This is a genomic window from Kineosporia babensis (assembly GCF_021129305.1).
Lineage (GTDB): Bacteria > Actinomycetota > Actinomycetes > Actinomycetales > Kineosporiaceae > Kineosporia > Kineosporia babensis.
This window is the reverse complement of sequence record NZ_JAJOMB010000021.1, coordinates 1-21,329: the sequence shown is the minus strand read 5'-3', so window position 1 is coordinate 21,329 and position 21,329 is coordinate 1. Positions and strand designations below refer to the sequence as shown.

Below are 21,329 nucleotides of genomic sequence, written 5' to 3'. Positions count from 1 at the left end.
ACCTACCGATCAGGGGCCGGGCGTTCACCGGAAACCCAGCGCGATCGTCTCCAATCTGGCGCGATAGGCGGCCTGGTCGTGCTCAGGCGGCATGTTCGAGTTCTCCTGGCGATGCCCCGCGGCGCCGTCGATCATTTCGCGCGCCAAGTCGGCGTGCCCCACATGCCGGTTCAGTTCCGCGATCATGTGAATCAGGATCCGGTGCAGCGTCACGGTCTGATGTTCCTCCCGCCACCATGGCACGGTGCCGGTCGCGTCCAGGGGCAGGGCCTCGATGGTCTGGTCGGAGTGTGCGTTGACCCGCCGATACATGGCGATGATCTCTGCCGACGACTCGTCCGCAGTGGCGTACATGTCGACGTTGTCCTCCAGGTCGTCGGGCCACGGCCAGGGGAACTGCTCGTCCGGGCAGGGCCGGCCGAAGACCTGGCCGAAGTAGCCGGCTTCGGTGGTGGCCAGGTGCTTCACCAGGCCGAGCAGGTTCGTTCCGGTCGGGACCAGGGGGCGCCGGAGGTCGTACTCGGACAAGCCTTCGAGCTTCCACAGCAGCGCGTCGCGCGCCTGCTGCAGGTAGTGCTGAAGCCCGGCCTTGAACTCGTCTTCTGCCATCTCGCCATCGTGGCAGCCCGGGGTGCTCGCAGGCACCGGATTAAGCCAGGCGTGGGTGCGGGCCGATCGGCGCGGCCGTTGTTACCGTGATCGGTCATGGAGCATCGCGTGCAGGTGAGCCCCGATTACCAACTCTGGGCCGAGGAGCGAGGTTCGGGAACACCCTTGATCCTGGTGATGGGTGCGAACGCCAGCGGGGTGACCTGGCCGGAAGACCTGGTCGACCGGCTGGCGGCCCGGCATCGGGTGATCCGCTACGACCATCGCGACACCGGGCTTTCCACCTGGGCTTTCGACGAGCGCCCCTATCCGCTGACCGATCTCGCGGCCGACGTGGTGGCCCTGATGGACGGCCTGGGAATTGACCGGGCGCATGTGGTGGGCATGTCGCTCGGCGGCACCCTGGTGCAGGTGCTGCTGCTCGAGAATCCTCAGAGGCTCTTGAGCGCAACCATTTTCGCGACGGCGGCGCTCGGGGCCTGGATGGACGAGAGTGCCGGACTGCCGGGCCCGGATCCGGAACTGCTCAAGCTCTGGGAGCACCTGGGCGACGAGCGGAGCCCGCAGGAAGAGCTGGCCTTCCGGGTGGAGCATTGGCGCCTGCTGAACGGCAGGCAAATTCCTTTCGATCCGGCCGAGTTCGAGCGGCTGGAGCAGCGGGTGATCGAGCACACCGGTCACGATCGTTCGTCGACGGCCCACGCCCGGGCTGCGCAGGAAGGGCTGGAGCGCGGCCCGGAGCTGGCGGGGGTCCAGGTGCCGACGCTGGTGGTGGAAGCACCGGAAGACCCGATCAACCCGCCGCCGCACGCCCAGTACATCGCCGACAGCATCGGAAGCTCCCGTTTGGTAACGGTTCCCGGTCTGGGGCACGCGATCCCGGCGGCCGCGGTTGCGCCCTTGGCCGATGCGGTGCTGGCCTTTACTGCAGAAATCGACAGGCGGCCGAACTAGGGACGGAAGTGGCTGGGTTGCCTTGGCACGCTGAGGCCAGGTGCGTGGCTGGTCGGCGGGGGACGTGGGCGGTTCGGTCGCGTAGAGGCCGATGGTGCTGAGGAGACCGGAGGGTCCAGGTCCCTCCGCTGGACTCTCCGGCCTCCTGGCTGGTTGGCGTCTGGCTGCTTTTCGGCTGGCCTTCGGCCTTCGGTTCGCCGGGCTGATCAGCCGGCGTGGACCATTCCTTCTGAGCTCAGGTCCTTGCTGCGGGCGTTGACCATGAACAGGACCAGCAGGGTGGCCAGGGCGATGAAACCGGAGCCCGCCCAGAACGCCACGTGGTAGCCGTGGACAGCGGCCTCGCCGGCCAGGGCCTGGGGTGATGCGCCCGCGGTGGCGTTGTCGGCCAGCCAGCTGGTGACCGCGCTGGCGAAGAAGGTGTTCAGCAGGGCCGTGCCGAGGGCGCCGCCGATCTGCTGGCTGGTGTTCAGCATGGCGCTGGCCACACCCGCGTCGTGCTCTTCCACCCGGGTCAGCGCCAGGCTGGAGGAGACCACGAAGAACAGGCCCATGCCCAGGCTGATCAGAACCTCGGCGGGCAGGATCAGGGTGAGCCAGCTGCTGTCGGTCTCGATCCGGGTGAGCAGCGCCAGGCCTGCGGTGGCCAGCACTCCGCCGACGACGAGCAGGACCCTCGGGTCGATCCGGGGCATCAGGCTGCTGGCCACTGTGGCGGCAACGATGATGCCCGCGCTGAACGGCAGGAAGGCGAAACCGGACTTGACCGCGCTGTACCCCAGGTTCTGCTGGAAGTAGTAGGCGAGGAACAGGAACATGGCGAACAGCCCGGCCCCGATCAGCAGCGAGGAGGCGTAGGCGGCGCCCCGGTTGCGGTCGAGCACCACGCGCAGCGGCAGCAGCGGATGGTGGGTGCGCTGCTCCCAGATCACGAAACCGATCAGCAGCACGGCCGCTGCCACCAGCCAGGTGACGGTGCTGGTGGAGCGCCAGCCGTCCTCGGCCTCGGCGGCCTGGGTGAAGCCGTAGACCAGGGCGGCGAGACCACCGCTGACCATCACCGCGCCGGGGATGTCGTAGCGGGTGTCACCATGGGCCCGGCTTTCCCGGATCGTGCCGATAGCAGCCACTGCGGCCAGGATCGCGATCGGCACGTTGACGTACAGGCACCAGCGCCAGCTGACGTACTCGGTGAGCACACCGCCGAGGATCAGGCCGATCGCCGCACCGCCGCCGGAGATCGCGCCGTAGACCCCGAAGGCCCGGGCCCGTTCCTTCGCATCGGTGAAGCTGACCTGCAGCAGGGAGAGGGCGGCGGGGGCCAGCAGCGCGGCGAACAGCCCCTGCAGGGCGCGGGCGCCGAACAGCATGGCCTCGTTCACCGCGGCGCCGCCGAGCGCCGAGGCCCCGGCGAAGCCGAGCAGGCCGATGATGAAAATGCGCTTACGGCCGGTGAAGTCGGCGATCCGCCCGCCGAGCAGCAGCAGACCGCCGAAGGCCAGGGCGTACGCGGTGACCACCCATTGCCGGTTGGCGTCGCTGATGCCGAGGTCGGTCTGGGCCGAGGGCAGGGCGATGTTCACGATGGACGCGTCGAGCACGACCATCAGCTGGGCGATGGCGATGACCACGAGGGCCCACCACCGGCGGGGGTCGGCCGCAGCCGGCAGTTCGGCCGCGGGTGCGGCCGTCGCCTGACTTTCGGTTGATGCCATGGCTGATCCGTCTCTCAAGACAAGTGCGGAGTCCGTGCGGCTCCCGAAACCGGGTCGCTCAGCCGCGCGGGAAAGTGGAGGACGTTCTCAACTTCGAGAACGGGGACGACCATAACCCGAAAGTGGAGAGCGCTGTCAACTTTGCCGACGGCTCTCAACTTTCTCGGCACGAAGGTGCGGAGATGGGTACACTTGGCCGATGAGCGACGACCGGGAGCAGACCTGCCGGCCGCTGCGGAAAGACGCTGAGCGCAACCGCCAGCGAATCCTCACAGCGGCTCGTGCCCTGCTGGCCGAGCAGGGTCTGGGCGTCAGCCACGACCAGCTGGCCGAGGCCGCCGACGTCGCCGTCGGCACCGTCTACCGGCGTTTTCCGGACAAGGACTCGCTGCTGGAGGCCCTCTTCACCGAGGACGTCGACCAGATCGTCTGCCTGGCCCAGCACTCCCTCGAGGTTGCTGACCCGTGGGAGGCGATGGTCGGCTTCATCACCAGGTCGCTGGAGGTCCAGGCCGGCAATCGGGGGCTCAAGGAGTTCCTGATGTTCAACGTCACCAGCGACACCATGACCACCTGCCGGGCCCGCCTCCTGCCGGTGATCGAGCAGATCGTGGCCCGGGCTCAGGCGGCCGGAGTGATCCGGCCCGGCGTCACCGCCTATGACCTGGGCCTGATCCCGCTGATGGTGGGCCCGGTGATGGACGGCTGCCGGGCGGTCCGCCCCGAGCTGTGGCGGCGCTCGCTCGACATCGTGATCGAGGGCCTGCGCGCCTGCCCGGAGAAGGAGCGCCTGCCGGTGCCCGACCTGGAGCCCGACGAGTTCGTCGAGCTCCTGCGCCAGGCCCAGACTTCACCCGGACGGCGCTGACCCTCGCCTAGGTCGTGTTTTGAAGTTCCATGCCTACTGCGGGGCACCCGGGACGCCGTCTGACCGCGTCCGGCGTGGCCCCACGTAGAACACCGCTACGAGGGGCCCCACCGGCCGCGCCCAGCCGACGCCCCGGGCACCTCCTCGCTACGGCAGCGAACTTCAAAACACTCCCTATCATGAGGGCCGGGGGTGGTCATGGATCGCGCGGATCTGGGCGTACTGGTTCTCGACATCGATGCACTCGGCTGTCTGGCCGCCGGTGCTGCGGTGGTCACCTCGCCGTCGGTGTACCAGCTGGTCGATTCGTCCGGCCGGAGCAGGCCTTTCGTGGCGGCCGCGCTGCTGGCCTCTTCGAGCCTGCTGGCCCTGGCCGCGAACCGCCCGACCCGAGCGGCGCTGGGTCGCTCGGCCGCGGTCAACGCGCTCTGGGTCCTGGCCTGTGCTGCGGCTTTTCGGAAACAGCAGACCAATGAGGGGCGCGTGCTGGTCGTCGGCACAGCAGCGCTCGACGCCGTGATGGGCGGGCTGCAGTGGTACCTGCGCCCCAAGCCCTGACTCGCTTCCGGCTGGGTTGAGCCCGGTTCAGCGGGTGAGGAACTCGCGCAGTCCGCTCAGGAGGCGGTCCACGTCTTCGTCGTTGTTGTACGGAGCCAGCCCGAAGCGCAGGCCTCCGGCGGGTCCCAGCCCCAGCCGCCGCGCGGTCTCGTAGGCGTAGAAGGAACCGGCCGGGGCGTTGATGCCGCGCTCGGCCAGGAACGGGTAGGCGTCCGCGGCCGCGTGCTCGGCGAAAGTCAGCAGCAGCGTGGGGGTTCGCTGCGCGGCCCGGGACCAGACGGTGATCGGGCTCAGGGCGCTCAGCTCGCTCAGGCCGGTCTCGATCTTTGAGCGCAGGGCCTCTTCGTGGGTCTCGATCGCCCCCAGCGAACTGACCAGGCGCTCGCGGCGGGTGGTGCCCTCGCCCGGTGAGATCGCCGCGATGAAGTCGATGGCCGCGGTCACGCCGGCCATCAGCTCGTACGGCAAGGTGCCCAGTTCGAAGCGCTCCGGCACGGAGTTGGACGAGGGCGCGAGCTTGTCCGGCTGCAGCTCGGCCAGGAGCTCCGGGGCGGCCGCGACCACGCCGCAGTGCGGGCCGAAGAACTTGTAGGGCGAGCAGGCCAGGAAGTCGGCACCGAAATCGGCCAGCGAGACCGGGGCGTGGGCGCTCAGATGCACGGCGTCGACGAAGAACAGGGCTCCGGCGGCGTGCACTGCGTCGGCGATCGGGCGCAGCGCGGGCTTGGTGCCGATCAGGTTCGAGGCACCCGTGACCGCAACCAGGCGAGTGCGCTCACTCAGGTGCGCACCCACGTCCTCAAGCTCGCCGGTCTCCGGATCGAAGTCGATCCAGCGCACCGTGGCCCCCACACTCTGGGCCGCCAGGACCCAAGGGCGCACGTTCGCGTCGTGGTCCAGCCGGCTGAGCACGATCTCGTCGCCGGGCTGCCAGGTCTTGGCCAGGGTGCGGGAGAACTCGAAGGTCAGCGACGTCATGCTGCGGCCGAAGACCACGCCCCCGGGATCGGCGTCGAGCAGGTCGGCCAGAGCCGCGCGGGAGCGCCTGACCACCTCTTCGGCGCGCTGCTCCGCCCGGGTGAAGGTGGAACGGTTGGAGATCGCCGACAGCATGGTCTCGCGCACGGCATCCGCGACCACATCAGCGGTCTGGGTGCCGCCGGCCCCGTCGAAGTGCGCGGCCCCTTCGGCCAGCGCCGGGAAGTGGGACCGGATCTGCGCTACCTCGAGCACGGGACTCCTAGAACGACCATTTGCGTTCGATCCGGTCGCGGATCGAGCGGTGACCGATGTGCCAGCCCTTGGAGTCCTCGCAGTAGAACGTGTCCATCGCGCCGGACTCCAGGCCTTCCTTGACCTCGACGGCCCGCGCCTTGATACCGGCGACGGCCGAGCTGGGATAGATGTTCTTGCTGTGGACCGGGCAGCGGTCCGGGGCATGATGCACGGCGTGCCACCGCTTGCGGCCCATGTCCGTTCTCCTAGCTGCCCTGATCGATCATCACCGCAACGGTACCGGCCGGGAGGGGGCTTCGCCTCAGCGGGCAGATCGGTACCGTTGGGGTACATCGCAGCGTTACGGGTCAGTAACGGTCGGTCGTCGGCCTTGCGGATTCAGGCGCTTGCGGATTTATTGGACAGGATGGTCGAGGCTGGCGGCCTTGCCGCTCCGGCCGGGATCGGACGGTGCGGCCCGCGCCCTAGCACTGCTCAGGAAAGGACCTTCGCTTGAGCCGTTCGATGCCGGGCAAGCCGTGGATCGCGGTACTCGTGGCCGCCGCGCTGACCCTCGCCGCCTGTTCCGGGGGAGACGACCCGGACGAGAACCAGCAGACGCCGGACGGCAAGCAGAACAGCGCGGCCCCCACCCCGACCACCGCGCCGATCTCGATCAGCTACGCCAGCTCGCGGGAGTTCTCCTCGTACAACAACAACATCGCCGAGCAGGCCAACCCGGCCAACGCGGTGGTGCTGAACCACGTGCTGCGCGGCTTCTGGTACTTCGGCCCGGACGGCGAGCGGGTGCCCGACCCCGACTTCGGCTCGTTCAAGCAGCTCAGCAGCAATCCCCAGACCGTCGAGTACACCTTCGCCGAGGGCGCCACCTGGTCCGACGGCGAGCCCCTGGACTGCGACGACGCGGTGCTGGCGTGGGCCGCGAACGTGGGCCGCTGGCCCACCGGTGAACGGGACCAGTACACCGGCGACAAGCTCACCGCCTTCTCCGCGATCAATCCGGCCGCCTGGGCCGACGTCTCGATGCCCAAGTGCGCCGACGGCGAGCGCAGTTTCACTGTCACCTTCGACCGGGTCTTCGCCGACTGGACCTCGCTGTTCGGCCCGGGCACGATCCTGCCCGCGCACGTGGTCGAGAAGCGTTCCGGGGTGAAGGATCTGATCGCCGCCGTCGAGGACGGCAAGCAGGCGACGATGGAGAAGATCGGTAAGACCTACAACACGATCTGGGTGTTCAAGCCGGGCAGCTACGACCAGGACATCGCGCCCAGCGCCGGCCCGTACCAGGTGGCCTCCTGGAAGGCCGGCGAGGCGCTGACCCTGGAGCCCAACCCCAAGTGGTGGGGCACGCCGCCGGCCGTGCAGAACGTGGTGATCCGGATGATCCCGGAGGACGAGCAGGCGCAGGCCCTGATCGACGGCACGGTGCAGGTGATCGACCCGACGCCGACCGAGGCGATGCTGAAGACGCTGGCCGCGGCCGGGGACGCGGTGCAGGTCTCCAGCCACGACTCGTTCGTCTGGGAACACCTGGACTTCAATTTCGACGGTCAGTTCAAGTCCCGGGCGCTGCGCCAGGCGTTCGCCAAGTGCGTTCCCCGCCAGCAGATCCTGGACGAGCTGATCAAACCCGCCAATCCGCAGGCCCAGGTGCTGCAGTCGCGTTTCCGGCTGCCGTTCCAGGAGGGCTACGAGCAGACGTCGGCCACCGGCGGGCAGGCCTACGCGGCGGTCGATCTCGAGGGTTCGCGCAAGATCCTCAAGGACCTGAAGAAGACCGGCACCAAGGTCCGGATCGCCTACCTGGCTCCCGACCTGCGCCGCGAGCAGGAGGTGAAGCTGATCAAGAAGTCCTGTGAGAAGGCCGGTTTCAAGATCGAGGACGCGGGCAGCTACACCTTCTTCTCCTCCGAGCTCGAGCGCGGCGACTTCGACGCGGCGCTGTACGCCTGGACCAGTTCGGCGATGCTCAGCCAGACCTACCCGATCTACGTCAGCAAGGGCACACAGAACTTCATCGGTTACAGCGACAAGAACGTGGATCTGCTGCTGAAGCGGCTGTACTCGGAGCTCGACCCGGAGCGGCAGCTGAGCCTGCTGGAACAGCTGGACACCGCGCTGTGGGAGGACGTCGCCACGCTGCCGTTGTTCGTCTTCCCGGGCCTGGTGGCCAGCGCCCCGCAGGTCGAGAAGGTGCAGTACAACCCCAGCTGGTCCGGGCCGACCTGGAACGCGAACGTCTGGACCGAGACCGCCCAGCCCTAGTCTCCCCGCCGACCAGGGAACGGGCTGATCGAACTGGGGACGAGCGTCCCCAGTTCCTGAGGAAGGTGCCCCGAGCGCGGCAACTGGGGACGAGCGTCCCTAGTTTCTGAAGAAGGTGACCCGAGCGCTGTGGCCGGGACGCGCGTCCTTCATCACTGGGTGCAGACGCACAGCTCGTTGCCGTCGGCGTCGGCGAGCACCCACCAGTCGGGGGCGAACTCGTCGGTGACCAGCCGGCCACCGGCCTCGACCGCGTCGGCCACCCGCTTGGGAGCCTCGTCGAAGGGCACGTAGACGTCGAAGTGGATCCGGTTGCGCTGCTCCCGGGAGTCCTCGGTGGGCTGGAACCAGACCACCGGGCCGACCTCGTCCGGGTTGTGCAGCTCGATGCCCTCGTCGCCGCGCCGCTCCACGTACCCCAGCCCGGCCCGCCAGAACGGCCGGATCGCGTCGGCGTCGCGGGTGTCGATGGCCAGCTCCACCCGGGCCGCCGGGGCCAGCACCTCGGCGCCGACCGAGTCCACGTGCACCATGATCCGCTGCGCCAGCTCCACGTCCAGCGCGGTGACCCCGCCCGAGGAGTGTGTGCTCAGGGTGAAGGTGACCTTGTCGAAGCGCAGGTCGACGTCGGGATGGTGGTTCATCTCCTCGGCGCTCAGCGCGACCCGGGAGATCAGCTCGACCGCCTGGGGGAAACCGGGCGCCTTCACCCGGACCCGCAGCAGAGACGTGCCGGATTTGTGCACCGCGGGCAGACCCACCAGCGCGGTGTCCAGTTCCTGCATGGTCAGCAGTTCAGGCATGCCGACCAGCCTAGGACGTGGATCACAATCCTGCCCGGATTCATGACCCGCTCGGGCATCCTTCGTGCGCCGGTCACGCAGAGTTGGGATGCTGCGGACGTGACTGACGCAATCGTCCCCACCCTCGTCGTCGGCGGCGCCGTGGTCGACGACCTGGACCGCCCCACCGTGCTGCTGGCCGCGCGCCGCACCGAGCCGCCGCACCTGGCCGGTGGGTGGGAGCTGCCCGGCGGGAAGGTGGACCCGGGGGAGGAGCCACTGCAGGCGCTGCACCGCGAGCTGTTCGAGGAGCTCGGGGTGAAGGTCGAGGTGGGCGACGAACTCCTCGCCCCCAACGGCCTGGGCTGGGACCTTCCGCCCGCGCACCGGATGCGGGTCTGGCTGGTCCGGGTGATCGAGGGGGAACCGGCGCCGATCGAGGTGCACGACGCGCTGCAGCACCTGCCGCTGGGGCGCTGGGCCGAGGTGGGCTGGCTGCCCGCAGATGTCCCGATCGTCACCGCCCTGACCGCTCTGGCGGAGGAACGTCAGGCCCGCTGAGCCGCGGGTAACATGAGCAGGACCTATTTCTGAAGCCCTCGCCCACCTGGGGGCCCACCCAACGACCGGATCGGCCTTATCAGCATGCCTACGCAGACCCGTGACGACCTGCGCAATGTCGCCATTGTCGCCCACGTCGACCACGGAAAGACCACGCTCGTCGATGCCATGCTCTGGCAGACCGGCTCCTTCGGTGACCACGCGCACGTGGACGACCGGGCGATGGACTCCAACGACCTGGAGCGCGAGAAGGGCATCACCATTCTCGCCAAGAACACCGCCGTGCGGTACTCCGGTCCGGGTGCACCCGAGGGTGGGGTCACCTTCAACATCATCGACACCCCCGGCCACGCCGACTTCGGCGGCGAGGTCGAGCGCGGGCTGAGCATGGTGGACGCGATCGCCCTGCTGGTCGACGCCTCCGAGGGCCCGCTCCCGCAGACCCGGTTCGTGCTGCGCAAGGCGCTCGCGGCGCACATGCCGGTGATCCTCGTGGTGAACAAGACCGACCGTCCCGACGCCCGGATCTCCGAGGTCGTGGACGAGACCTACGAGCTGTTCATGGACCTGCTCGACGGCACCGGCCTGGACCCGGACGTGGCCCTGGACTTCCCGATCGTCTACGCCTCGGGCCGGGCCGGCCGGGCCTCGCTGACCCGCCCGGAGAACGGCCAGCTGCCGGACTCCGAGAACCTGGAGCCGCTGTTCCAGGTGCTGCTGGACGCCGTCCCGGCGCCGTCCTACGACGACAAGATGCCGCTGCAGGCGCACGTCACCAACCTGGACGCCTCGCCGTTCCTGGGCCGTCTGGCGCTGTGCCGGATCCACAACGGCACCATGCGCAAGGGCCAGCAGGTGGCCTGGTGCAAGCAGGACGGCACGGTCAGCCGGGTGAAGATCACCGAGCTGATGATCACCAAGGCGCTCACCCGCGAGCCCGCCGAGGAGGCCGGCCCGGGCGACATCGTCGCCATCGCCGGTATCCCGGAGATCACCATCGGCGAGACCCTGGCCGACCCGGAGGACCCGCAGCCGCTGCCGCTGATCTCGGTGGACGAGCCGGCCATCTCGATGACCATCGGCGCCAACTCCTCGCCGCTGGCCGGCCGCACGGTCAAGGGCACCAAGGTCACCGCCCGGCTGATCAAGGACCGGCTGGACCGGGAGCTGGTCGGTAACGTCTCGATGCGGGTGCTGAACACCGAGCGGCCCGACACCTGGGAGGTGCAGGGCCGCGGTGAGCTGGCGCTGGCCATCCTGGTCGAGACCATGCGCCGGGAGATGTTCGAGCTCACCGTGGGCAAGCCGCAGGTGGTCACCAAGGTGGTCGACGGCAAGGTGCACGAGCCGTTCGAGCGCCTGACCATCGACTCCCCCGAGGAGTACATGGGCGCGATCACCCAGCTCCTGGCGGTGCGCGCGGGCCGGATGGAGCAGATGTCCAACCACGGCACCGGCTGGATCCGGATGGAGTGGCTGGTCCCCTCGCGCGGCCTGATCGGCTTCCGGACCGAGTTCCTGACCGACACCCGGGGCACCGGCATCGCGCACGCCACCTTCGAGGGCTACGAGCCCTGGGTCGGCGAGCTGCGCACCCGTCCCTCCGGCTCGCTGGTGGCCGACCGGGCCGGCGCGGTGACCGCCTTCGCGATCACCAACCTGCAGGAGCGCGGCACGCTGTTCGTCGAGCCGACCACGGCGGTGTACGAGGGCATGATCGTCGGCGAGAACTCCCGCGCCGACGACATGGACGTGAACATCACCAAGGAGAAGAAGCTCACCAACATGCGCTCGTCCACCGCGGACAACTTCGAGCGCCTGGTGCCGCCGCGCAAGCTCTCCCTGGAGCAGAGCCTGGAGTTCTGCCGCGACGACGAGTGCGTCGAGGTCACCCCCGAGGCGGTGCGGATCCGCAAGGTCGTCCTGGACGCCACCGAGCGGGCTCGTAGCACCGCGCGGGCCAAGAAGGGCTGACCCGTTCGGGTACATCGCCCGGCCGGTCCCGGGACCTTCGGCACCCGGTGACAGATTTTCCTGCGAAGCCCCGTCTCTCCCAGCAGATCTGGGAGGGCGGGGCTTCTCAGTTCGCAAGATTTGTGTCCGGCAGGTAAATTATCAGCGCCTGCATGTTTCGATGTGGCCAAGCTCACGTTATAAAATTTCGGTGTCCGTTTCGCGCCTTTCCGAGCGAATGGGGCAGCGGGTCCGTTCGGCGATTCGGACGAATGTCCGGAAATCGTGTCGGTTTCGAGATCGACCCGTGGCCGACCCTTGTCCGTTCGTGCCGGTGGGTAGTCGGCCGAGTGACCGAGTGCGACCGTCGCCGAAGATCCTCCGGTCGGGAAGGGTTTTCGAACGTGGTTTCATCGTGTTCAGCAGCTGTTAGCGGAGCATCCTTGTCCGGATCGTAATCAGCTGCGAACGCCTATCGTGTCCCGAATCCGGTACCAAGAGTGCAGGCGCCGTGACCTGTCCACGAGACGGACAGCGTGGGTCGGGTGTGACCAGCGCCCGGCACTGGCCGAGATGTCGGAAACCTAAGGAGAACGACAAGTGAAGCAGCGCAGGCTTCTTGCTGCCAGCGCTCTGTTCGCGGCGGGGGCCCTTGCCCTGACCGCGTGCGGTGGCGGCAGTGACGACGAAGGCGACGGCGGCGGGGCCACGAACCCCGATGCCTCGATCACCATCTACAACGTGAAGCCGCAGAACCCCCTGGTTCCCGGTAACACCAACGAGGTGGCGGGCGGTGTCATCCTCGACAACACCTTCCGTGGGCTGGTCGACTACAACCCGGACAACGCCGCCCCGGAGATGTCGATGGCCGAGTCCATCGAGTCGGACGACAACATCACCTGGACCGTCAAGCTGAAGGAAGGCCAGACCTTCCAGGACGGCACCCCGGTCGACGCCGACAGCTTCATCAACGCCTGGAACTGGACCGCCTACGGTCCGAACGCGGCGCTGAACAGCTACTTCTTCTCGTCGTTCGACGGCTTCGAGGCGCTCAACCCGGCCGACCCGGACGAGGACGGCCCGAAGGAAGCGCCCAAGCCCAAGACCGAGACGCTGTCCGGCCTGAAGAAGGTCAGCGACACCGAGTTCACGGTCAAGCTGGCCAGCGCCCAGTCGTTCTTCCCGACCATGGTCGGCTACACGGCGTTCTACCCGCTGCCGCAGGCCTTCTTCGACGACCCGGAGGCGTTCGGCAAGAAGCCGATCGGCAACGGCCCGTTCCAGGTCACCGAGGGCAACGGCGACACCGGCTTCACCCTGGACGTCTGGTCCGGTTACAAGGGTGAGGACAAGCCGAAGATCGCCCAGGCGATCTTCAAGACCTACACCTCGGACTCCGCCGCCTACTCCGACGTGCTGGCCGGCAACCTCGACTTCCTGGAGCAGGTCCCGCCGTCGGCGCTGGTGGACAACCAGTACCAGGAGGAGAGCGACGGCCACTTCGTGGACAAGGCCGTCGGGATCATCCAGACGGTGACCCTGCCGCAGTACGCCGACGGCTTCAAGGACAACCCGGACCTGGGTAAGGCCCTGTCGCTGGCGATCGACCGGGACACGATCACCAAGAACGTGTTCAACAGCGCCCGTACGCCGGCCACCGGCTGGGTCTCCCCGATCGTCGACGGCTACAAGGCCGGCGCCTGCGGCGAGTTCTGCACCTTCGACGCCGCCAAGGCGAAGGAGTACTTCGACAAGCAGGACTTCAAGGGCCCGTTCTCGTTCTCCTACAACGGCGACTCGCCGGGTAACAAGGAGACGGCCGAGGCGGTCTGCAACAGCATCAAGAACGCCCTGGGCGTGGAGTGCAACGCCAAGCCGTACGTCGACTTCGCCACCCTGCGCGCCGACGTCGTGGGCCGCAAGATGGACAACATGCACCGCAGCGGCTGGCAGATGGACTACCCGCACATCCAGAACTTCCTGGAGCCGCTGTACCTGACCGGCGCCGGCTCGAACGACGGCGAGTTCAGCAGCCCGAAGTTCGACGCGCTGATCAAGGAAGCCAACGCCGCCGAGGGCGACGAGGCGCTGACCCTCTACCAGGAGGCCGAAGCCGTTCTCGCCGAGAACATGACGGTCATCCCGCTGTGGTACCAGGCTCAGCAGTCGGTCTGGTCCGAGCGTCTGAGCAACGTCAAGGTCACCCCGCGCAGCACGCTGGACCTCTCCAGCGTGACCGCCACGGACTGATCGCAGCGTCGGCCCTCACCGGCCGGCAGCACCACCCGGCCGGCGTCTCATCCAGCACAGATGAGGCGCCGGTCGCAGGACAAAGCAATACCGCGACACTTTCGACGGCCGGTCCCGCACCAGCACCGCGCGGGACCGGCCGATCGGCGGGCAAAACCCATGAAGGGTAGGCGAAAGCCATGGGGCGTTACGTAGTCAGACGCCTGCTTCTGATGATTCCGGTGCTGATCGGAACCACGTTCCTGATCTATTCGATGGCCTGGGCCCTGCCCGGTGACCCGTTCGCCAGCCGCTGCGGTCAGCGTCCGTGCCCGGAGAGCTTCGTCCAGGCCGAGACCGAGCGTCTGCACCTGGACGACCCGCTGCCGATTCAGTACGGCTACTTCATGCTGAACATGGCGCAGGGCGACTTCGGCCAGACCTCGAACGGCGAGTCCGTGCTCGAGGCGGCCTCCCGGGCCTTCCCGGTCACCGTCAAGCTGACCGTCGTGGCCATCGCCTTCGAGATCGTCCTGGGCATCGGCGTCGGTATCGCCGCGGCTCTGCGGCGAGGTGGCTATCTGGACGGATTCTTCCTGTTCGTCAGCCTCGTGGCTATTTCTTTTCCGGCCTTCGTCATCGGCTACGTGCTGCAGTACTTCCTGGGCGTGAAGCTCGGGCTGTTCAGCGTGACGGTGGGGCGCGGGGCACCCTGGGAGGACCTGATACTCCCGGGCTTCGTGCTGGCCTCGCTGTCGCTGGCCTACGTGCTCCGGCTGACCCGGGCCACCCTGCTGGAGACGCTGAAGGCCGACCACGTGCGTACCGCGATCGCCAAGGGCCTGCCCCGCGGCATGGTGCTGCGCAAGCACGTGGTGCGTAACTCGCTGATCCCGGTGATCACCTACATCGGTGCCGACGTCGGCATCCTGCTCGGCGGTGCGATCGTCACCGAGGGCGTGTTCAACATCCAGGGCATCGGCGGAATGCTCTTCCACGCCCTGAGCATCCGCGAGAACGCCACCGTGGTCAGTGTGACCACTCTGGTGGTGCTGGTCATCCTGCTGGTGAACCTGCTCGTGGACCTGCTGTACGCCAGGCTCGACCCGAGGATCCGTTATGAGTGAACCCGACAACGTCGCTGCGCTTGAGAAGGTCGAAGGGGCGCCGGGCACCCCGAGCTCGGCGGTGCCCGAGGTCGGCCGGTCCCGCACCCTCGGCGGTGACGCCTGGGAGACCCTGCGCGGGTCCTGGGTGTTCTGGGGTTCGCTGATCCTGATCGGCGTCCTGGTCGTGATGGCGATCTGGCCGGGCCTGTTCACCAGCGTCGACCCGCGGGCCTGCGACGCGGCCCGGTCCCGGCAGGAGCCCAGCGGCGCCGCCTGGTTCGGCTACGACGTGCAGGGCTGCGACGTCTACGCCCGCACCATGTACGGCGCCCGCGCCTCGATGATGGTCGGCGGCCTGTCCACCTTGATGGCGCTCCTCCTGGGCGCCGGGATGGGCATCTACGCCGGCTTCTACGGCGGCTGGATCGACATCCTGCTGTCCCGGGTCACCGACATCTTCATCGGTATCCCGATCCTGCTCGGCAGCATCATCATCCTGAGCTCGATCCCGACCCCGCCGGACAGCGACTTCCTCAACGTCCTGAAGGTCTCGCTGGCGATCGCCGTGCTGGCCTGGCCCTCCACCGCGCGGGTCGCCCGCTCGGCGGTGATCCAGGTGAAGCAGGCCGACTTCGTGGCCGCCTCGCGGGCGCTGGGTGCCAGCCGCGGCTGGATGATCCGCAAGCACATCCTGCCGAACGCGGCCGCCCCGGTGATCGTCATCACCACGATCAGCCTGGGTGGGTACATCGGCGCCGAGGCGACCCTGTCGTTCCTGGGTATCGGCCTGCAGCCGCCGGTGGTGTCCTGGGGTATCGCGATCAACGACGCCGCGGCCTACATCCGCAACACCCCGCACATGCTGTTCTTCCCGGCGATCTTCCTGTCCCTGACCGTGCTGGCCTTCATCGCGCTCGGCGACGTCGTCCGCGAGGCGCTCGACCCGAAGGCGATGTGACCATGTTCAGTCAGAAGACCACCTCGCCCGTCGAAGAGGGCAAGCCCGAGGTCGACGAGAACCAGCCGCTGCTGCAGGTGCGCGACCTGAGCGTGGTGTTCCGCACCCGCGAGGGCTCGGCCCAGGCGGTCAACAAGGTCGACCTCGACCTGGCCCGCGGCCAGACCCTGGCCATCCTGGGTGAGTCCGGCTCGGGCAAGTCGGTGACCGCGCAGGCGATCATGGGCATCCTCGACATGCCGCCGGCCGAGATCACCTCCGGGACCATCAAGTTCCGCGGCAAGGACCTGCTGACCATGCCCGAGAAGGAGCGCCGGCTGTACCGCGGCCAGCGCATCTCGATGGTCTTCCAGGACGCGCTGTCGGCGCTGAACCCGGTCTACACGGTCGGTGAGCAGATCGGTGAGCTCTTCACCGTGCACCGCGGGATGTCCCGCAAGGACGCGAAGAAGAAGTCCATCGAGCTGATGGACAAGGTGCGGATCCCGGGCGCGGCCGCCCGGGTGACCGACTACCCGCACCAGTTCTCCGGCGGTATGCGCCAGCGCATCATGATCGCGATGGCGATCGCGCTGGACCCGGACATCATCATCGCCGACGAGCCCACCACCGCCCTGGACGTCACGGTCCAGGCCCAGGTGATGGAACTGCTCGCCGAGATGCGCCGGGAGACCGGCAGCGGCCTGATCCTGATCACCCACGACCTCGGCGTGGTGGCCGAGACCGCGGACATGATCAGCGTGATGTACGCCGGCCGGACGGTCGAGCACGGCCCGGCCACCAAGGTCTTCGCCAACCCGGCCCACCCGTACACGCTGGGCCTGCTGGAGTCGATGCCGCGCCTGACCGGGGCGGGGGACCGGCTCTACGCCATCCCCGGCCTGCCGCCGAGCCTGCTCAACCTGCCGTCCGGCTGCCCGTTCGCGGCCCGCTGCCCGCGGGCCGAGGACATCTGCCGGCAGGACCCCCCGCCGCCGGCCGTCGAGATCGACGGAACCCGTTTCTCCGCATGTCACTTCGCCGAGGAGGTCGTCGCTCATGGCGTCCGCTGAGACTCCGGCCGCACCGGCCCCGGACACCGCTGCGGCGGATCCGATCATGAACGTCAAGGGCCTGGTCAAGCACTTCCCGCTGCGCAGCGGCGTCGTGATCAAGCGCCAGGTCGGCGCCGTACAGGCGGTCGACGGGGTCGACCTGCAGGTCCGGCCCGGGGAGACGATCGGCGTGGTCGGCGAGTCCGGCTGCGGCAAGTCCACCCTGGCCAAGCTGCTGATCGGTCTGGAGACCCCGACCGCGGGCTCGATCTCGCTGACCGGCCGGGAGATGGTCGGGGCCTCGGGCGGCAAGCTCAAGGCGATGCGCCGCGACGTCCAGATGATCTTCCAGGACCCGTACACCTCGCTGAACCCGAGGATGACGGTCGGCGACATCATCGCCGAGCCGCTGGAGATCCACCCGGACGCGGTGCCCAAGGCCCAGCGCACCGAGCGGGTGCGGGAACTGATGTCGCTGGTCGGTCTCTCGCCCGAGCACATCGACCGCTACGCCCACCAGTTCTCCGGCGGGCAGCGCCAGCGGATCGGGATCGCCCGGGGCCTGGCCCTGAACCCGAAGCTGCTGATCTGCGACGAGCCGGTCTCCGCGCTCGACGTCTCGGTGCAGGCCCAGGTGATCAACCTGCTGCAGGACCTGCAGAACCGGCTGGGCATCTCGCTGATCTTCATCGCCCACGACCTGTCCGTGGTCCGGCACATCTCGCACCGGGTGGCGGTGATGTACCTGGGCCGGATCGTCGAACTGGGCGACAAGGAGCAGGTTTACAACAACCCGCAGCACCCCTACACCAAGGCGCTGCTGTCGGCGGTGCCCAACCCCGACCCGGCGATGCGCGGCAAGGGCAACCAGATCGTGCTGGAGGGTGACCCGCCGAGCCCGGCGAACCCGCCCTCGGGCTGCCGGTTCCGGACCCGTTGCTGGAAGGCCCAGGCCAAGTGCGCCGAGGTCGACCCGGGCCTGGAGCTGACCTCGTCCGGGGCGCGCGCCGCGTGCCACTTCCCGGGTGACACGCCTTCGCAGCCGGAGGTTGCGGCCTAGAAAGTCCCGTACAAACCAAAGGACGCCGGCGAGACCAGGTCTCGCCGGCGTCCTTTGGTTTGTGGTTCAGTCGTCGTTCTTCTTCTTTTTCCCGCCGCTACCCGGCTCCGGACCGCAGATCACCGTGTCCTCGGCGTTGTACACGGCGTGGAAGGTCTCGGTCTTCTCCACCTTGTCCGAACCCGGCTTGCGGAACGTCCGGGAGATCGAGACGTCGAAACCGCTGTTCGCGCTCTGCGCCACGCAGCCGTCCGAGTCGTCGTAGTGCGTCTCGGGGGTGCGCAGGTTGCTGCGCTCGCTCTTGCCCGCGGTGATGTCCCAGTACTTCGTGCCGTAGAAGCTCACCGTCACCTGCGAGCTGGCCGAGGCCTTGATCAGGACGGCCGTGTCGGTGTCGTTCTTCCACTTCAGGTCGACCGTGGGCCAGTTCACCGTGGCCTCGCGGCCTTCCGGGTAGCGCGAGATGTAGAACGAATGCGGCTTGTGGTAGACGTCTTCCAGGCCGGCGAAGAAGACGTTGTTGAAGATCGTGGTGGCCATCTGCGAGACGCCGCCGCCGTAATCCTGCACCAGACGGCCGTTCTGGATGGCCGGGGCCGGGTTGTAGCCCTTGGCCGCGGTGCGCTCGCCGAGAACCTCGTTCAGGCTGAAGGTCTCGCCCGGCAGCACCAGGGTGCCGTCCACCTCGCGGGCCGCGATCCGCAGGTTCTCGGTGCGGCCGGCGTCGGCGGTGAGGTTGGTGGAGAAGGTCGAGATCCGCTCCTTCACGCCCAGGCCCTCGGCCTTTTCGGTGGTCAGCTTCGGCTTCTGCGCGGAGGTCGGTACCTCGGCCACCCGCTGGTCGGCGGCCGTGGCCACCAGCGGTCCGCGCACCTGCTCGGCCAGCGCGGCCGCGGCCACGGTGACGCCGTCCTTGCCCGGGATCACCTTGGGCTTGCCGTTCTCCACCACGATCTGGGCGTCGACCGGCTTCTTGGAGATGCCCTTGCCCTCGGCGAGCACCGTCTCGCGCAGCTTCTTGCCGTTGACGTTCAGCGCCAGCTCGCCGTCCTTGGCCTTGAACGAGAGGGCCGGCACGATCTGCTCGGGGCTGAGTTCGACCTCGGTCTTGCCGACCTTGACGGTCAGCGGCGCGGAGACCGCGGGCTCGGCCTGCTCGCTGACCACCTTCTCGGCGTCGGCGGTGCTGATCTCGGGGGTCTTCGGCTGAACCGGCACGTCCACCTCGCCGGTGAGCCAGCCCGAGCGCACCACACCGGCTGCGCCGCTGGCGATCTCGTAGCCGTCGGTGGAGCTCTCGACCTTGGGGGTGGTGCCGTCGAACGAAACCTTCGCGTTCTTCGGCTCCTCGCCGGAGTTCTTGCGGAATGCGTCCAGGCCCTTTTCGATGCTCTCGTCGGAGAGCGACGGGTCGGCCTCTTCGGCGCCCCCGCCGGCCATCTTCTTCCAGAGCGCGACCGGGTTGACGGTGAAGCCGGTGAGCCGGTCGGCCACCGCTTCGGAGTTCAGGGTCAGGCCCAGATCTTCGATCGGGGTGGCCTTTTCGTCCTTGCCCTCGGAGGCGGTGAGCACGATCTTGCCGTCCAGGTCCGCGAACGCCTGGTTCAGCGTGTTGACCGCTTCGCTCTTGTTCAGCCCGCCGATGTCCACGCCGGCCACGCTGGTGCCTTCGGCGACCCGGTCCGACTCCAGCCAGGCGAAGCCCAGGTAGGCGGCCAGCGCGCTGCCCGCCACCGCCGCGCCGATGATGAGGCTCTTACGGCCACCGGGGATGCGGCTTGCCGGGACGACGGTGCCCCCGGAGCCGCCGCTTCGGTCGTTGCCCCCGCTGTCGTTGCTGCCGTAGGGGTCCGAGCCCGAATGGGAGACGCGGCTGTTGGGGCTGCTGAGCGGGCGGACTTCGGTGGCTTCCCAGTCGGTGTCCGCGAAGCCGCGGGAATCCGAGTCGGGTGCCGCGGCTCCCCTGGAGCGATCCTGCTCCGGGTCGTCGTAGTCCGAGGGGTCGTAGTCGGAGCCATTGCGGTTTGAGTTGTTGCGGTCGGGGTTGTCCCAGCTCAGTTCTTCCGGGCCGGAACCGTCGCCGTTGTTGTCGGCCCGCTGATCGAACTGGGGACGTGCCTGGTCACCACCGCGGTCCCCGGCACCAGACCTCTGGTTGCCTCCGGGGGCCGGCGCAAACCCCGCCGCGCCCAAAGCCGCAGCGTTGCCATTGTCCCTACCCCGGTCCGAGTCGCTGCCGCGTTCTCCGCTGTTGCCGTGGTCCGGGTTGTTGCGGCCCGGGCCGACCTCGCCTTCGGACCTACCGCTGGGCAGGGCACGGTTCTGCCCCGGCCGCGGCGCAAAGCCCTGCGCCGGCGAATCGCCGTTCTCCCGGGGCCCGGCTCCGGCCGACCCAGCCGTCCCGGCCGCACGAGGCAACGCGCCCCGCGGCTGAGGACCGAACGGCAGCGGGCCGCGCGCATTGGCGCTGCGGGGATCAACCCCGCGAGGGTCAATACCGCGTGGTCCAGCGCCGCGAGAGCCAGCTTCCTGTGAGTTGACGTCGCGGGGGTCAGCCTCGCGTGGGTTGGGGTTTCGGGGGTCAGCGCTACGCGGGTGGGCGTCCCGTTGGCCAGCCTCGCGTGGTTGGGGGCTGCGGGGGTCAGCACCGCGCGGGTGGGTGCCGCCCGAGTCAGCTTCACGTGGGTTGGGGCTGTGTGGGCCAGCGCCGCGAGAGTTTGCGTCGCGGGGGCCGGCGCCCCGGGAGTCTGCGCTGCGGGGGGAGCCGCTTTGAAGGGTTGACCATCGTGAACCCTCGCCGCGGGGCTCTACACCACGCGAGCTTGAGTCGCGTGAGTCGGCGCCGTGGGGGCCTGCACCGCGTGCTTCTGAGCCGCGTGCTTCGGGGCCGCGTGCTTCGGGGCTGCGGGAATCGCTGTCCGGTGATCCCGGTCCGTTGCCGCCGCGGCCACCGAAACCAGCCGGCCGAAGACCGGACGCTCCCGGATTCTGTCCGGCCTGCGGCGCGAACTCCTGCCGGACCAACCCGCCCGGACGCTGTTCAGCGCCATCGTCGGCCCGGCTACCGAGCGCAGCCGGCCTCAAGTCAAAGTTGTTCGGCCCGAGGCTGCCCGGACCGCCATTGCCGCGGTAGCCGTCAGCGTTGCCGTCCTGGCCCGAACGACCACCCTCACCGCCAGCCCCGCGTTCGGAACTGGAGCCGTCTGTACCCCGGCGCGGGGGCAGTTCGGGACCACCGGGCGGGCCGTAGTTGGCGCCCGCGCCCTGTCGCGCCGAGAAGGTGGGGGAGGGCATGGGGGCCGGCATCTCCGCGGGCCGGACGGTCGGCTGGCCCCCGGCGCGCTCGCCGCTGGAACGCTCACCCCGGCTCTGCTCACCCCGGCTCTGCTCGCCACGGGCCTGCTCGCCACGGGCCTGCTCGCCACGGGCCTGCTCGCC

General features: G+C 68.7%; 17 protein-coding genes. 11 read left to right on the top strand and 6 right to left on the bottom strand.

Annotated elements, in window-relative coordinates:
• Positions 1 to 24 precede the first annotated feature (24 nt).
• Complete coding sequence (locus tag LR394_RS30565; protein WP_231448058.1) at positions 25 to 609, bottom strand: DinB family protein; 585 nt, start codon at positions 607 to 609, stop codon at positions 25 to 27.
• 96 nt (positions 610 to 705) lie between these two features.
• On the opposite strand from LR394_RS30565, the gene LR394_RS30560 reads away from it, so the two are divergent.
• A complete protein-coding gene (locus LR394_RS30560; protein ID WP_231448057.1) occupies positions 706 to 1,563 on the top strand; it encodes an alpha/beta fold hydrolase in 858 nt (285 codons plus the stop codon).
• A 206-nt stretch (positions 1,564 to 1,769) separates the two neighbouring features.
• On the opposite strand, the gene LR394_RS30555 is transcribed toward LR394_RS30560, so the two are convergent.
• Positions 1,770 to 3,278 (bottom strand): MFS transporter, encoded by a 1,509-nt coding sequence (locus LR394_RS30555; RefSeq protein ID WP_231448056.1) that lies wholly within the window; start codon positions 3,276 to 3,278, stop codon positions 1,770 to 1,772.
• Positions 3,279 to 3,477: 199 nt separating this feature from the next.
• On the opposite strand from LR394_RS30555, the gene LR394_RS30550 reads away from it, so the two are divergent.
• Together LR394_RS30550 and LR394_RS30545 are read left to right on the top strand one after the other, a co-directional pair.
• A complete protein-coding gene (locus tag LR394_RS30550; RefSeq protein ID WP_231448055.1) occupies positions 3,478 to 4,146 on the top strand; it encodes a TetR/AcrR family transcriptional regulator in 669 nt (222 codons plus the stop codon).
• A 198-nt stretch (positions 4,147 to 4,344) separates the two neighbouring features.
• Positions 4,345 to 4,704, top strand: coding sequence for a hypothetical protein (locus LR394_RS30545; protein WP_231448054.1), 360 nt, complete (start codon positions 4,345 to 4,347; stop codon positions 4,702 to 4,704).
• Positions 4,705 to 4,731: 27 nt separating this feature from the next.
• Here LR394_RS30545 and LR394_RS30540 read toward each other — a convergent pair whose 3' ends face one another.
• Both LR394_RS30540 and LR394_RS30535 read right to left on the bottom strand, forming a co-directional pair.
• Positions 4,732 to 5,937 (bottom strand): cysteine desulfurase-like protein, encoded by a 1,206-nt coding sequence (locus LR394_RS30540; RefSeq protein ID WP_231448053.1) that lies wholly within the window; start codon positions 5,935 to 5,937, stop codon positions 4,732 to 4,734.
• A 7-nt stretch (positions 5,938 to 5,944) separates the two neighbouring features.
• Complete coding sequence (locus LR394_RS30535; RefSeq protein ID WP_231448052.1) at positions 5,945 to 6,175, bottom strand: hypothetical protein; 231 nt, start codon at positions 6,173 to 6,175, stop codon at positions 5,945 to 5,947.
• A gap of 257 nt (positions 6,176 to 6,432) precedes the next feature.
• Between LR394_RS30535 and LR394_RS30530 the strand changes: the two genes are divergently transcribed.
• Positions 6,433 to 8,205: an ABC transporter family substrate-binding protein gene (locus LR394_RS30530; RefSeq protein WP_231448051.1), complete on the top strand. Its 1,773-nt coding sequence runs from the start codon at positions 6,433 to 6,435 to the stop codon at positions 8,203 to 8,205.
• A gap of 152 nt (positions 8,206 to 8,357) precedes the next feature.
• Here the strand turns inward: LR394_RS30530 and LR394_RS30525 are convergent, their stop codons facing one another.
• On the bottom strand, positions 8,358 to 9,008 hold the full coding sequence (locus LR394_RS30525) for a 4a-hydroxytetrahydrobiopterin dehydratase (protein WP_231448050.1): 651 nt from the start codon (positions 9,006 to 9,008) through the stop codon (positions 8,358 to 8,360).
• A gap of 99 nt (positions 9,009 to 9,107) precedes the next feature.
• Here LR394_RS30525 and LR394_RS30520 point away from each other — a divergent pair, with 99 nt between their 5' ends.
• The 7 genes from LR394_RS30520 to LR394_RS30490 all read left to right on the top strand — a co-directional run bounded on the left by LR394_RS30520 (position 9,108) and on the right by LR394_RS30490 (position 17,891).
• Positions 9,108 to 9,548 (top strand): (deoxy)nucleoside triphosphate pyrophosphohydrolase, encoded by a 441-nt coding sequence (locus LR394_RS30520; RefSeq protein ID WP_231448049.1) that lies wholly within the window; start codon positions 9,108 to 9,110, stop codon positions 9,546 to 9,548.
• Between the two features lie 84 nt (positions 9,549 to 9,632).
• Positions 9,633 to 11,522: a translational GTPase TypA gene (typA, locus tag LR394_RS30515; protein WP_231448048.1), complete on the top strand. Its 1,890-nt coding sequence runs from the start codon at positions 9,633 to 9,635 to the stop codon at positions 11,520 to 11,522.
• A 579-nt stretch (positions 11,523 to 12,101) separates the two neighbouring features.
• The gene (locus tag LR394_RS30510) at positions 12,102 to 13,751 is read left to right on the top strand and encodes a peptide ABC transporter substrate-binding protein (protein ID WP_231448047.1); all 1,650 of its coding nucleotides are present in this window, start codon (positions 12,102 to 12,104) and stop codon (positions 13,749 to 13,751) included.
• Between the two features lie 179 nt (positions 13,752 to 13,930).
• The gene (locus LR394_RS30505; RefSeq protein ID WP_269330041.1) at positions 13,931 to 14,857 is read left to right on the top strand and encodes an ABC transporter permease; all 927 of its coding nucleotides are present in this window, start codon (positions 13,931 to 13,933) and stop codon (positions 14,855 to 14,857) included.
• Positions 14,850 to 15,797, top strand: a complete 948-nt coding sequence (locus tag LR394_RS30500) for an ABC transporter permease (RefSeq protein WP_231448046.1) — start codon at positions 14,850 to 14,852, stop codon at positions 15,795 to 15,797. The genes LR394_RS30505 and LR394_RS30500 overlap by 8 nt, the downstream gene beginning before the upstream one ends.
• A 2-nt stretch (positions 15,798 to 15,799) precedes the next feature.
• The gene (locus LR394_RS30495; protein ID WP_231448045.1) at positions 15,800 to 16,849 is read left to right on the top strand and encodes an ABC transporter ATP-binding protein; all 1,050 of its coding nucleotides are present in this window, start codon (positions 15,800 to 15,802) and stop codon (positions 16,847 to 16,849) included.
• The gene (locus LR394_RS30490) at positions 16,836 to 17,891 is read left to right on the top strand and encodes an ABC transporter ATP-binding protein (protein ID WP_269330040.1); all 1,056 of its coding nucleotides are present in this window, start codon (positions 16,836 to 16,838) and stop codon (positions 17,889 to 17,891) included. Before LR394_RS30495 ends, LR394_RS30490 begins: the two co-directional genes overlap by 14 nt.
• A 66-nt stretch (positions 17,892 to 17,957) precedes the next feature.
• Here LR394_RS30490 and LR394_RS30485 read toward each other — a convergent pair whose 3' ends face one another.
• The gene (locus tag LR394_RS30485; RefSeq protein WP_231448044.1) at positions 17,958 to 20,309 is read right to left on the bottom strand and encodes a VanW family protein; all 2,352 of its coding nucleotides are present in this window, start codon (positions 20,307 to 20,309) and stop codon (positions 17,958 to 17,960) included.
• Positions 20,310 to 21,329 lie beyond the last annotated feature (1,020 nt).

Excerpts from the sequence above, each read along its gene's own strand:
- LR394_RS30565 (WP_231448058.1), bottom strand. The coding sequence starts at position 609 with ATGGCAGAAGACGAGTTCAAGGCCGGGCTTCAGCACTACCTGCAGCAG.
- LR394_RS30560 (WP_231448057.1), top strand. The coding sequence starts at position 706 with ATGGAGCATCGCGTGCAGGTGAGCCCCGATTACCAACTCTGGGCCGAG.
- LR394_RS30555 (WP_231448056.1), bottom strand. The coding sequence starts at position 3,278 with ATGGCATCAACCGAAAGTCAGGCGACGGCCGCACCCGCGGCCGAACTG.
- LR394_RS30550 (WP_231448055.1), top strand. The coding sequence starts at position 3,478 with ATGAGCGACGACCGGGAGCAGACCTGCCGGCCGCTGCGGAAAGACGCT.
- LR394_RS30545 (WP_231448054.1), top strand. The coding sequence starts at position 4,345 with ATGGATCGCGCGGATCTGGGCGTACTGGTTCTCGACATCGATGCACTC.
- LR394_RS30535 (WP_231448052.1), bottom strand. The coding sequence starts at position 6,175 with ATGGGCCGCAAGCGGTGGCACGCCGTGCATCATGCCCCGGACCGCTGC.
- LR394_RS30525 (WP_231448050.1), bottom strand. The coding sequence starts at position 9,008 with ATGCCTGAACTGCTGACCATGCAGGAACTGGACACCGCGCTGGTGGGT.
- typA (WP_231448048.1), top strand. The coding sequence starts at position 9,633 with ATGCCTACGCAGACCCGTGACGACCTGCGCAATGTCGCCATTGTCGCC.
- LR394_RS30505 (WP_269330041.1), top strand. The coding sequence starts at position 13,931 with ATGGGGCGTTACGTAGTCAGACGCCTGCTTCTGATGATTCCGGTGCTG.
- LR394_RS30500 (WP_231448046.1), top strand. The coding sequence starts at position 14,850 with ATGAGTGAACCCGACAACGTCGCTGCGCTTGAGAAGGTCGAAGGGGCG.
- LR394_RS30495 (WP_231448045.1), top strand. The coding sequence starts at position 15,800 with ATGTTCAGTCAGAAGACCACCTCGCCCGTCGAAGAGGGCAAGCCCGAG.
- LR394_RS30490 (WP_269330040.1), top strand. The coding sequence starts at position 16,836 with ATGGCGTCCGCTGAGACTCCGGCCGCACCGGCCCCGGACACCGCTGCG.